Origin of the sequence: Candidatus Desulfatibia sp., from assembly GCF_036446775.1 — a bacterium.
In the GTDB taxonomy this organism is placed as follows: Bacteria; Desulfobacterota; Desulfobacteria; order Desulfobacterales; family UBA11574; genus Desulfatibia_A.
In genome coordinates this window covers 1-11,426 of the sequence record NZ_JAZFTO010000039.1, presented here as the reverse complement: position 1 = coordinate 11,426, position 11,426 = coordinate 1, and the positions used below count along the sequence as shown (strand labels likewise).

Below are 11,426 nucleotides of genomic sequence, written 5' to 3'. Positions count from 1 at the left end.
TATCAACCAGGAGGGCGAACTGGTGTGCGCGGCCCCTTTTCCTTCCATGCCCATCTATTTCTGGAACGACCCGGAGAACAAGAAATACCACGACGCTTATTTTGACGTTTATGCAAACATCTGGCGGCATGGAGATTATATTGTCGTAACCGAACGGGGCGGAGTGGTCATTTGCGGGCGTTCGGACGCCACCCTGAACCCCGGCGGGGTACGGATTGGAACGGCCGAGATCTACCGCCAAGTGGCCCGCGTACCGGAAGTGGAGGACTCAATTGTTGTCGGGCAAAACTGGAAAAATGATGTCCGGGTTATCCTTTTCGTCCGGATGGCCGCAGGTTATGAATTGACCGAAGAAATCGTCAACAAAACCAAACATGTAATTCGTACCAATGCCTCTCCCAGGCATGTTCCGGCTAAAATCCTGGCCGTGCCGGATATCCCTTACACCCTTAATATGAAAAAGGTCGAACTGGCGGTCAAGCAGGTTATTCACAACCAGCCGGTACTCAACAAGGATGCCTTAAGAAACCCGGAAGCCCTCGACTACTATGCTGATTTAAAGGAGCTGCAAGAAGATTAACACGCAGTTTCACGATTACCTCGATTGAGCCAAAATCCTATATAACTTAAGGTGGGAAAAAGCTTAGACAAATCTTCCAAGCTCTTGATATAGTTGTGGCGGGAGTGACGGGACGCTCTAACCAAGCTGCCTATCTAACAAAAAAAACCCGTAAAATTGTAACGGGCATTTTATTCTTGGCGGGAGTGACGAGACTTGAACTCGCGACCTTCCCGTCATGAAGGACGGGACGCTCTTACCAAGTTTGCAATGTAATCACTACTTTTGCGGTTCTTGATAGCATTCTCTCTCTTAACCGCATCACCTCTTGTTGAATGTTCCTCCAAATATACCACCACCCAGGGGCCTCTGTTCTTCGTGTACTTCGATCTGCCTTGGTTATGTCGGATCAGCCGCTCTTCAATATCTTGGGTGGAGCCCACATAATAGCTGCCGTCCCTGTCACTTCGAATGATGTATACAAAATAGCTCATAATAAAAAAGCCTACCGACGATGTTAACGATAGGCTAATTTGTTGGTGGCGGGAGTGACGAGACTTGAACTCGCGACCTCTGGCTTGACAGGCCAGCGCTCTAACCAAACTGAGCTACACCCCCAAAAATATCTGTTTAAATGTTAACCGAAACAGAGATGGAACTCGCGACCTTCCCGTCAGGCATGACGGGACGCTCTAACCAAACTGAGCTACACCCCCGAAACTTATGCTTAAATACGACCTTTATTTGGATGGCCCCTTTAGGCCGGATTACTCTGAACCCGCGGCCTTCCCGTCAGGCATGACGGGACGCTCTAACCAAACTGAGCTACACCCCCGAATTTTATTTTTAACCACGCCCTTTGTTGTGCGGGTCGCTTTTGAAGTCTGTAATGGTGGGCGGAACAGGGCTTGAACCTGTGACCCTCGGCTTGTAAGATTTATTTTTGCCGTAATGATTACAAGCCTTTATACCATAACAAAGCATTTAAAGTGTCAAATCATATCATATTGTAATGAATCGTCAAGAGCAAATGCACCCTATATGCACCCTGGAACCGAATTTTTTGAGGTGTATAAACAATAGAAAGAAAATAGGCAAAAAAATCAATTTCTGTCACATTTTGTCACAAGAGGGTGTTAGGAGTTATCTATTAAATGAGGTTTTGCGTGATTTTCAAGTTCAATGGCGATTAGTCTTTTTTCTGATTTTTCATCTGGCCAGCCACAAATATTTGCGTGTCTATGATGTGGGGTGGGATCTGGATTGACGCTTAGTTTTTGCTCGATTACTTTTGAAACAACTATATCAGTTCGCCCAAGCAGGGGTTTATCATTTACGCTTGCTACGAACCTTTTCCCAATCTCAAAGATTTCTGTATCGGAAATGCCTGATATACGATACACAGACGTTTCCCCATTTTGATTAGGCATAAAGGCATTCCATCTTACTGTTCTGTTAGCCCTAATAAGGCGATGGTTTAAGAGATACCGAGTTAGATCCTCACTGGGTGAAATAGCTTTGTCCAAAACTTATTTTGCCTTTTCAAATAACCTCTGAATATTATCAACTATTATAGAGGGTAGCTTGGTGCCAAAATATTCAGTTCCGTGGGTCTTGCTTGTGCTTCCAAACAATCCAGCGTAAGCAATCGAATTGTTACCACCAACGCTAATAACAAAAATAAAGCGTTTTCCAATGTACCATTCAAAAGCAATTTCGCCTGTTGGCTCAGGCACAATTTCAGGCTCTTTAATGTTGGAGGGTAACAACCTAATTAATTTTCCTGCTTCTAAATAGGCTTTTTTTGATATTGGTTGAGCACCGTAACCATCCCAGTTTACTTCTGAGCATTCCTTATAAACTGCATAAAGATCATCTAACAATGGTTGTTTATTTTTATCTACTAGCTTAGCCTTTATCTGCAATTCAAGGCGATCTTCATTTATCTCATTATCGCCCGACTTTTTTTTATCTTTTGTGTAGCATAAATATAAATCGTCCAAATATTGTTCGGTGCCAGGGGATCTTATAATAACAGTACACAGGGAGTCGAGGGTTACTGATTGTGGGGTAGTATCTTCGCTTTGTTCTGGCTTTATAAAGACGCAAGTTTTCTCCACATAATCAGAGCTGGGAATAAAGTATTCGTTTTCCTGATCATCAACGGTTGTTAAATTTCTAGCGAAAAGATAATCTTCAAATTTCTTTCTTTCTTCTACAAAAGTTTGTGGTTGCATATATACTCCCTATTCAAAGTACAAATTCCAAATCTGTTCTAAATGACTTGGTATATTATCGAAAAATTTTTCTATAACTTTAGTATTAAATTCGGAGCCAGGATCATCTTTATATGATAATGTGTTAAGATCATTTTGTACTAAAAGGGCTGGTTTGTTCTCCTCATCTTTAATTGTGATCGGTAAATATCTCAATCTCACCCATGAATTAAGTTGAAAATCTTCCCAATTATATTTTTTCAATGAATGAATTTCAAACCTTTTAGGATTATGAAATGGTCGTCCCTTACTGGTTTGGGCTTTATTGCAAAATTTATCCATTATTAAAGATAAAACATCATCTCGAATTATCAATCTTTCAGTAACATATCCGATTCTTTGAACCATTAAACCTAGTTCCGAAGAGAATTCTACCAAGAATTTTGGCAAATCTGAATAATAGGATGAATAATCAATTACATCAACGACTAAGTCTATTGGAACACTAAATTCCAAATTAGTTCTTGAGGGAGCGACTGAGAGCGATAATAGCTTGTCAGAAGATTGTAATGTAATTCTCGGGATATCTGCAGGAGCATCCTGAGGTATAGGGAGGATGGTTGGTTCTCCATCTAAGCGACCTTCCAATAAATTGAATGCGACATTTGCTATTTTAAGGGAGTTGGTTATGTTGAAATCAGGAGTAAATATCGCAGCCAATACTTTTACAACTGTAAATTCAAGCATCAACAATATTCCTTTTTGGCGACAATAAAAACAAGTGAATGGTTCTTTTGGAGTTTTTTAAGCTGCAAGATTGTTTATTATAACATTCATATATCAGATAAGGGAAAAATGCAATATAGTTTCAATATCTTTTGCCCAAGCAAGCGGTCGGTTTTTTACTGAACCCTTGAATAATTGGTCTTTCTACCGGTTCTGCCGGTTCGTTATTTTGTATTACCATTGGATCCCCGGCAAGAACAAATCAGAGGTTGACGGTCTTGATGATCCTGATTATCAGCACCCAAATGCACCCCCCCTGCACCCAAAGGCCCGCCAAACAGAAAAAGGGTTAACCGCAATTGGCTAACCCTTTGATTTTGTTGGTGGGCGGAACAGGGCTTGAACCTGTGACCCTCGGCTTGTAAGGCCGATGCTCACCCAGCTGAGCTACCCGCCCACATTAGGGTTTAGTCCATAGTATTTAAAGACCTGAACAGCTAACAATATAACAATATCAAGTCAAGATAAAATCGCTTTGCGATTTTATAAAACGTCCGCCTGGTGAACTTAAAAAAAGGAACTCATATTAAAGCGGTTGGCTGCTCCCCATCCACATCCTTAGACATGATTTCAAATGGAATATCACTTTCTTGAAACAGCTTATCGCCTTCATTTAGGATTAAGGCCTGGGGCAGAACCTCGTCCATATGTTCGGCAAAAACGATTTCGATCTGTTTGGCGACAGTAGTAGGTATGTCCTTTAAATCCTTTTGGTTTTCTTTAGGTATCACGACTTTCTTGATCCCACCCCGATGCGCGGCCAGAATTTTCTCCTTTAATCCTCCCACCGGCAGCAGGCGGCCCCGCAGGGTGAGCTCGCCGGTCATGGCAATATCGCGGTAAACCGGCCGTTTGGTGAGGGCCGACACCAGCGATGTACACATTGCAATCCCGGCTGAAGGACCGTCTTTGGGAATGGCGCCTTCAGGGATATGGATGTGAATATCTTTCGTTTTGTAAAACTCGTCGTCGATCGCAAGCTGACCGGTGCGGGACCGAACGTAACTTACGGCGGCCTGGGCTGATTCTTTCATCACATCTCCCAGCTTGCCGGTCATAATCAGTTCACCCTTGCCGGGCATTATCAAAGTTTCAACCCACAGCAAATCTCCGCCCACCTGGGTCCAGGCCAGTCCGGTAACAATACCGATTTGATCCTTTTCCTCTATCTGTCCGTGCCTGAAACGCGGCGGACCTAAGCGTTTTTGAATTGATTGGGCCGTTATTTTGAAAGTTTTAACACCCTTTTTCTTGGCGGCCTCGCGGGCAATTTTGCGGCAGACCGAGGCAATCTCACGTTCGAGATTTCTTACCCCGGATTCGCGTGTATACCGCCGAATGAGCTGCATGACCGCATTTTTGGAAAATCGCAGGTCATAATCAGACAACCCGTTCATTTTGATCTGTTTGGATATTAGAAAACCCCTGGCGATATGATATTTTTCATATTCGGCATAGCCGGGAAGGTGTATAACTTCCATCCGGTCTTGCAAGGGAAGCGGTATCTCCGGAAGGGTATTGGCGGTCGTGATAAAGAGAACGTCTGAAAGATCGTAATCAATATCAAGGTAGTGGTCATTGAAACTAAAGTTCTGTTCGGGATCAAGCACCTCCAGCAGGGCCGCCGAAGGATCACCCCGGAAGTCCATGCTCATTTTATCGACTTCGTCAAGGCAAAACACCGGGTTGTTGGCCCCTACTTTTTTCAGAGACTGGATTATCTTGCCCGGCAGCGCACCGATATACGTGCGCCGGTGGCCCCGAATTTCAGCTTCATCGCGTACGCCCCCTAAGGAGAGACGCACAAACTTTCTGCCGGTAGCCCTGGCAACCGATTTTGCCAGCGATGTCTTGCCGACACCGGGCGGGCCGACAAAACACAGGATTGGCCCCCGGATCTTTTTGACCAAAGATTGGACCGCAAGGTATTCTAAGATGCGCTCTTTGGGTTTTCCCAAACCATAATGATCTTCATCTAATATTTTCTCGGCTTCATCAATATCTGTACGCACCTTGCTTCTGTCGAACCAGGGCAGGCTGATCATCCAGTCTATGTAAGTGCGCACTACGGTTGCTTCGGCCGACATGGGCGTCATCATCTTGAGCTTTTTAAACTCATGCCGGGCTTTAGCAGCGGCCTCCTTGGACATACGTTTGCGCTTGATGCGTTTTTCAAGATCCTTGAGTTCGTTACCAGGATCTTCTTCCGTTCCGATCTCCTTTTTGATGGCCCGCATCTGCTCGCTCAGATAATAATTTTTCTGAGTCTTTTCCATCTGATCCTTGACGCGCACCTTTATGCGCTTATCCATCTGAAAAATATCGATCTCCATCTTTATCAAACGCAACAATAGAGAAAGTCGATCTTCCAGGATGATAGTCTCCAGCAGGCGCTGTTTATCCTCGATCTTGAAGGAAAAATGGGCGGCCACGGTGTCAGCCAGCTTGCCGGGATCAGAGATGGTGGCAACACTGTTGACCAGATCTTTGGAAATGTTCTGGTTTATTTTGGCATACTCGCTGAAGCTTTTATTAATGGCCCGCGTATGCGCCATACTCTCTGCATCCGATAATGATTGTTCCGCAATCGTCGTGATTTCAACCTTAAAAAACTCTTTGTTTTTTACAAAACGAGAAATTTTTCCTCTGGATTTTCCTTCAACCAGGGCTTTAACCGTGCCATCCGGGAGCCGCAGCAGCTGCAAAACGCTGGCAATGGTTCCGACGGTACTGATATCTTTTGCCGTAGGGTTGTCAACTTTGGCCTTTTTCTGAGTGGCTAAAAACACTCTTTTGTCATTGTTCATGGCATCGGTAAGGGCGCTGACTGATTTTAAACGCCCCACAAAAAGCGGTGCAACCATGTGCGGAAAAACAACAATGTCTCTTAACGGTAATAGCGGCAGGACCTCAGGCGGGGCCTGGGAATCATCTTCTTTAAAAAACTTTGGGAAATTAATCATGACTCTCTCTTTGATTTCTTTGCTCGTAAACGTTTCAAGCGCTATGCTTTATGCGCTTGTAAAGATATTGTAAAACAACCTCAAACCTAAAACGTGATGCATTCGACTTTTTACGACGCCATCATCTGTGCTAAGCCTGCTTTTTGGTCTGCTCAAACAACAAGATCGGATCTTCTTGGTTGAGCACTACATCTTCTCCAATAACGCACTCCTTGACATTGTCCAAGGAAGGAATTTCATACATGATTTCGATCATGCAGCCCTCCAGAATGGCGCGCAGTCCCCTGGCGCCGGATTTGCGTTTCAAGGCCTCATTGGCAATGGCTGAAAGGGCGCTGTCCGTAAATCTAAGATTGACCCCTTCTATCTCCATAAGCTTTTTAAACTGCTTGACCAAAGCATTTTTCGGCTCTATTAAGATTCTGATCAGCGCATCCGCATTCAACAAGTCAAGCGTTGCCACCACCGGCAGACGGCCAAGAAATTCAGGGATCAGACCAAACTTTATCAAGTCTTCAGGCTGAACTTCCTTTAAGATTTCACCGATTTTTTTCTCATCCCGTTTGACGATTTTAGCCCCGAACCCCATGGTTTTGGACCCCATGCGCCGCTGGATAATCTCTTCGAGTCCGGTAAAGGTCCCGCCGCAGATAAAGAGGATGTTGGAGGTGTCAACCTTGACAAAATCCTGCTGGGGGTGCTTCCGGCCGCCCTTAGGCGGTACGCTGGCCGTGGTTCCTTCTATAATTTTTAAAAGGGCCTGCTGCACCCCTTCCCCGGAAACATCACGGGTAATAGACGGATTTTCGGATTTGCGGGCAATTTTATCGATTTCGTCAATGTACACAATGCCGCGCTTGGCTTTTTCCACATCATAATCAGCATTCTGAAGCAGCGACAGGATTATGTTTTCCACATCCTCACCGACATAACCTGCTTCGGTCAAGCTCGTGGCATCAGCAATGGTAAAGGGTACCTTTAAAAATCGGGCCAGGGTCTGGGCCAGCAGCGTTTTGCCACAGCCGGTAGGTCCTATCAGGAGTATGTTGCTTTTCTGGATTTCCACATCTCCTGTTTTAACAGTAGTTTCAAGACGCTTGTAATGGTTATATACTGCTACTGCGAGTATTTTTTTGGCCGGATTCTGTTCAATCACATATTCGCTCAGCAGCTGTTTGATTTCTTTGGGGATAAGAATCTGTTCCAGATTTTCGGTATCTTTCTCTATTTCCTCTTCAATGATTTCACTGCACAGCTGGATGCATTCATCGCATATATAAACCGCAGGTCCGGCTATAAGTTTCTGCACTTCTTTCTGGTTTTTACCGCAGAATGAGCAGAAGAGGTTGTCGTTGGCATCACCTTTTTTTGTCATTTTAGCTCTCCGCCTTTTCTATTTTCTCAAAATCTTCCCGGTTGACAATAACATGATCGACTATGCCGTATTCTTTGGCTTCTGCGCCGGTCATGAAAAAATCACGGTCCGTATCGTCTTGTATTTGTTTTATATCTTTGCCTGTATGCTTCATCAGGATACTGTTGAGGGTGTCTTTCATGCGCAGAATTTCACTGGCCTGAATGGCAATATCAGAGGCTTGGCCGCTAAAGCCGCCCATGGGCTGATGGAGCAGGATCCTTGCATTGGGAAGGGTATAGCGCTTGCCTTTGGTGCCGGCAGTCAGCAGGAGTGCCCCCATGCTGGCGGCCTGACCAATGCATACGGTAGCAATGTCCGGCTTAATGTATTGCATGGTATCGTAAACTGCCAATCCGGCCGTAACCACACCGCCGGGCGAATTGATGTAAAAATTAATGTCCTTTTCCGGTTCTTCGGATTCAAGAAATAAAAGCTGCGCTATGATTAGGTTCGCAATCTCATCATTCATGGCAGAACCTATAAATAATATCCTGTCCTTAAGGAGCCGTGAAAATATATCATAGGCACGCTCGCCCCGGCTGCTCTGCTCGATTACCATTGGTATTAGCGGCACTAATTATCTCCTTTTATCAATTACTTAAAAACAAAAATTGTAACTTCTCAATAAGTTAGGGTTTAGAAAAGCGTCGGGCTTCAGAATTTTTCAAAAAAGGCGCTATCAATATGTAAAATCACTAAAAGTGATTTTATATGAAGCGGCTTTGCCGCGCTGAAGCCCTTTTCCCCGAGGTTATTGAGAAGTTACCAAAAATTATAGTTAGAAATCAAATTGATGCCCGGACTATTGCTGATCCTCTTGTTCTTTATCCGCTTGCAGTGCTTTTTCAGGCTCCACTTCTTCTACGATGCTATCTTCAATTATAAGCTTAATTGCATTTTTTTCAAGGAGGGTGTGCTTGAATATTTCAAGCTTATCACCATTCTGTTGATAATAGCTACGGATTTGTTCGGCGGGCTGATTAAGATTGGCGGCTATCTCCTCAAAACCTTTTTCCAGTTCTTCGTCCGCCAGGGTCAGCGTTTCCTGGTCGATGATATGGCTCAAGATCAGGTGGCGTCTTACCTGCTTTTCAGCGGTGTCTCGATATTGTTCGGAAAGCTTTTCCTTGGAAAGTCCCGCCTCTTCCATGGACTTATTATAATAGGCAAAAGACCTCTCAGCCTCTTCAACGATTCCTTCCAGTTCATATTCGACCATCGATTCGGGCAATTCAAACTCTGTTTTGGCAATCAAAGCTTCAAAAATCTGTTCATTCAGCTCATGTTCAGCCCGTTTATCATAGCCCTGCTTCAGGTTGTCGGTGATGGCCTTTTTCGCTTCATCCAGGTTGTCATACTGGCCCAGTTGTTTTGCAAATTCATCATCGATTTCCGGCAGCTTTTCTTCCCGGATTTCGTTGACCGTCACCTTAAAAGTTATTTCCTGGTTGGCCAGCTTAGCATTAAAGTAGTCTTCGGGAAATTTAACCTCTATTTCACGGCTTGCGCCCGGTTGCATGCCTATTATCTGTTCGTCCAACTCTTTTAAAATGCTCCCGGCGCCGATTTTCATGGTGAAATTTTTGGTCTTTTGGGTTTCGACAAAGGGCTGTCCGTCTTTAAAACCTTCGTAATCGATGCTGACAAAATCGTTTTCCTGAACCGGTCGCTCCTCGGTAATAGGTTCCGGTTTGGCCAGGTTTTTTTGAAGCAGTTTAAGTTGCGTATCTACCTCTTCATCACTGACCTCATACAGAGTCTTTTTCAACGTTAAGCCCTTGAAATCCAGTTCCCCAAGCTCCGGTTTTACTTCCACGGTAGCTTCATACTTATAAGGCCCTTTTTCGTTAAGTCCGGGCGGATCCAGCTGTGGTTGCCCCACAATTGACAGATCGGTCTCCTTTAGTGCCGCTATAAATGAATCCTGGAGCAACCTGGAAGTAACATCATTATGAACATCCTTTTTAAACATGCGCTCCAAAATCGATCGAGGCGCCTTTCCAGGACGAAATCCTTTGATTTTTGCTTTTTTCTTGAGGATTTTGTAAGCATTGTCAAGTTCCCGGACTACATCTTCTTCAGGAACCTCAATATGAAGGATCTTTTTAACAGTGCTTACATCTTTAACCGTAACTTGCATAACATTCCTTTTTAATAAGTGCGAGAGGGGAGACTCGAACTCCCACTCTGTACCCAGAACTGGATCCTAAGTCCAGTGCGTCTACCAGTTCCGCCACTCTCGCATGTCGGTATCTGGAGACCTTTGCAAAACGCCCCCTCTAGAAAGCTTCAAAACTGTTGCTTGAACAATATCTTTATATATATTAAAGATCAATAAAAAGCTATATCAAAAATATTATCAAACCCTCAGGGTGTCAAGAAAATTGAGCAAAGCATCCATCATGTCACCATACTGCAAACAGCATGCCATTGTTTTGCGTCTGATTGCTCTATGTTGCGCAATTTTGCTGCCGGTCATTTTGGTGGCCGAAGGATATGCCAAAAAACCGAACATTGTTAATTATCAAAGGGTTATTGTTATCGATCCCGGGCATGGAGGGTATGCTAAGGGGGCCAAGGGTCCCGAAAGAACCTTAGAAAAAACCGTAACGTTCAATCTTGCCCGCATAATCGCTGTTGAACTTTCCAACACCTATAAGGTGATTTTGACACGCACCGATGATTATTGGCTTGATATTCCGGGCCGCACGGCAACGGCCAACCATGAGGTCGCCGACCTGTTCATAAGTATCCATACGGGTGGTAGTTTTCATTATCAGGCCAGCGGTATGACGCTTTATTATTTCAAAGAGCCTTTAGGCCCGGCCCTGACACAAACAACCGAACTATTAAAACCGCTAAAATCCGGCACTCAGATACCCTGGAAGAAAATTCAAAACCGGCATAAAACCACCAGCAACGCCCTGGCCGAATTGATTCGCAAACGCATTAACGCGCAGGTAATATTTATCGAAAGCAAAGTTCGCGGGGCACCGCTGATGGTGCTTGAGGGAGCTGATATGCCGGCGGTTGTCATTGAAATCGGCTATATCACCAACCCGGCTGAAGAAAAATCATTGCGTGATATCAATGTCTTGTCCAAAATTGCCAAAGGAATCCGCGCCGCTATTGACGAGTTTTTCCAAAAAGTCCGTTGACCCAAATTTTTATATTAAATTAGCCACAGACCCACGCGGACAATCGCAGACATATCCCTTTTGCTCGGCCGACCCCCCGTGAAAATGATCAGCCCTTCACGGACCAAGCTGGCCGAACAAAAACTATCTTCGCTGTCGCGAAAAATCACCCTCATCACTTTAAACCTAAATCGTGCTGAATTCGACTCGTACGGATTCAGCATTATAGTCTTGCAGGTTTAAAAAAAGCGTGTTAGGAATTATTGATGATCGGGGCGTGGCGCAGCCTGGAAGCGCGCCTGCTTTGGGAGCAGGAAGTCCCCAGTTCAAATCTGGGCGCCCCGACCA

At 44.6% G+C, this 11,426-nt stretch carries 9 protein-coding genes, 4 tRNA genes and 1 pseudogene; 3 read left to right on the top strand and 11 right to left on the bottom strand.

Annotation, left to right across the window (positions count from 1 at the left end):
* Positions 1 to 580, top strand: a pseudogene (locus V3S16_RS01755) (acetoacetate--CoA ligase); the annotation flags it as partial.
* Between the two features lie 215 nt (positions 581 to 795).
* Here the strand turns inward: V3S16_RS01755 and V3S16_RS01750 are convergent.
* The 11 genes from V3S16_RS01750 to V3S16_RS01700 all read right to left on the bottom strand — a co-directional run bounded on the left by V3S16_RS01750 (position 796) and on the right by V3S16_RS01700 (position 10,184).
* Positions 796 to 1,053 carry a GIY-YIG nuclease family protein gene (locus V3S16_RS01750; protein ID WP_413882950.1) on the bottom strand — a complete coding sequence of 86 codons (258 nt, stop codon included), beginning with the start codon at positions 1,051 to 1,053 and terminating at the stop codon, positions 796 to 798.
* A gap of 46 nt (positions 1,054 to 1,099) precedes the next feature.
* Positions 1,100 to 1,177 (bottom strand) — tRNA-Asp (locus tag V3S16_RS01745).
* Positions 1,178 to 1,695: 518 nt separating this feature from the next.
* On the bottom strand, positions 1,696 to 1,989 hold the full coding sequence (locus tag V3S16_RS01740) for a hypothetical protein (protein WP_413882949.1): 294 nt from the start codon (positions 1,987 to 1,989) through the stop codon (positions 1,696 to 1,698).
* Positions 1,990 to 2,088: 99 nt separating this feature from the next.
* Positions 2,089 to 2,796, bottom strand: coding sequence for a hypothetical protein (locus V3S16_RS01735; protein ID WP_413882948.1), 708 nt, complete (start codon positions 2,794 to 2,796; stop codon positions 2,089 to 2,091).
* A 9-nt stretch (positions 2,797 to 2,805) separates the two neighbouring features.
* Positions 2,806 to 3,522 carry a hypothetical protein gene (locus tag V3S16_RS01730; protein ID WP_413882947.1) on the bottom strand — a complete coding sequence of 239 codons (717 nt, stop codon included), beginning with the start codon at positions 3,520 to 3,522 and terminating at the stop codon, positions 2,806 to 2,808.
* A 360-nt stretch (positions 3,523 to 3,882) separates the two neighbouring features.
* Positions 3,883 to 3,958, bottom strand: a tRNA-Val gene (locus V3S16_RS01725).
* Positions 3,959 to 4,082: 124 nt separating this feature from the next.
* Positions 4,083 to 6,524 (bottom strand): endopeptidase La, encoded by a 2,442-nt coding sequence (lon, locus tag V3S16_RS01720; RefSeq protein WP_413882946.1) that lies wholly within the window; start codon positions 6,522 to 6,524, stop codon positions 4,083 to 4,085.
* Positions 6,525 to 6,654: 130 nt separating this feature from the next.
* Positions 6,655 to 7,899, bottom strand: coding sequence for an ATP-dependent Clp protease ATP-binding subunit ClpX (gene clpX / locus V3S16_RS01715; protein ID WP_413882945.1), 1,245 nt, complete (start codon positions 7,897 to 7,899; stop codon positions 6,655 to 6,657).
* A gap of 1 nt (position 7,900) precedes the next feature.
* Positions 7,901 to 8,500, bottom strand: a complete 600-nt coding sequence (clpP, locus tag V3S16_RS01710) for an ATP-dependent Clp endopeptidase proteolytic subunit ClpP (RefSeq protein ID WP_413882951.1) — start codon at positions 8,498 to 8,500, stop codon at positions 7,901 to 7,903.
* A gap of 243 nt (positions 8,501 to 8,743) precedes the next feature.
* Positions 8,744 to 10,081: a trigger factor gene (gene tig, locus V3S16_RS01705; protein WP_413882944.1), complete on the bottom strand. Its 1,338-nt coding sequence runs from the start codon at positions 10,079 to 10,081 to the stop codon at positions 8,744 to 8,746.
* A 19-nt stretch (positions 10,082 to 10,100) separates the two neighbouring features.
* Positions 10,101 to 10,184, bottom strand: a tRNA-Leu gene (locus V3S16_RS01700).
* 141 nt (positions 10,185 to 10,325) lie between these two features.
* On the opposite strand from V3S16_RS01700, the gene V3S16_RS01695 reads away from it, so the two are divergent.
* Entirely contained in the window at positions 10,326 to 11,099 is a 774-nt protein-coding gene (locus tag V3S16_RS01695) for an N-acetylmuramoyl-L-alanine amidase family protein (protein WP_413882943.1), read from the top strand.
* Positions 11,100 to 11,349: 250 nt separating this feature from the next.
* Positions 11,350 to 11,426: transfer RNA gene (locus V3S16_RS01690), tRNA-Pro, on the top strand.

Bases quoted from the DNA above. Each gene is read 5' to 3' on its own strand.
- clpX (WP_413882945.1), bottom strand. From the start codon at position 7,899: ATGACAAAAAAAGGTGATGCCAACGACAACCTCTTCTGCTCATTCTGC.
- V3S16_RS01740 (WP_413882949.1), bottom strand. From the start codon at position 1,989: ATGCCTAATCAAAATGGGGAAACGTCTGTGTATCGTATATCAGGCATT.
- tig (WP_413882944.1), bottom strand. From the start codon at position 10,081: ATGCAAGTTACGGTTAAAGATGTAAGCACTGTTAAAAAGATCCTTCAT.
- V3S16_RS01735 (WP_413882948.1), bottom strand. From the start codon at position 2,796: ATGCAACCACAAACTTTTGTAGAAGAAAGAAAGAAATTTGAAGATTAT.
- V3S16_RS01730 (WP_413882947.1), bottom strand. From the start codon at position 3,522: ATGCTTGAATTTACAGTTGTAAAAGTATTGGCTGCGATATTTACTCCT.
- lon (WP_413882946.1), bottom strand. From the start codon at position 6,524: ATGATTAATTTCCCAAAGTTTTTTAAAGAAGATGATTCCCAGGCCCCG.
- clpP (WP_413882951.1), bottom strand. From the start codon at position 8,500: ATGGTAATCGAGCAGAGCAGCCGGGGCGAGCGTGCCTATGATATATTT.
- V3S16_RS01750 (WP_413882950.1), bottom strand. From the start codon at position 1,053: ATGAGCTATTTTGTATACATCATTCGAAGTGACAGGGACGGCAGCTAT.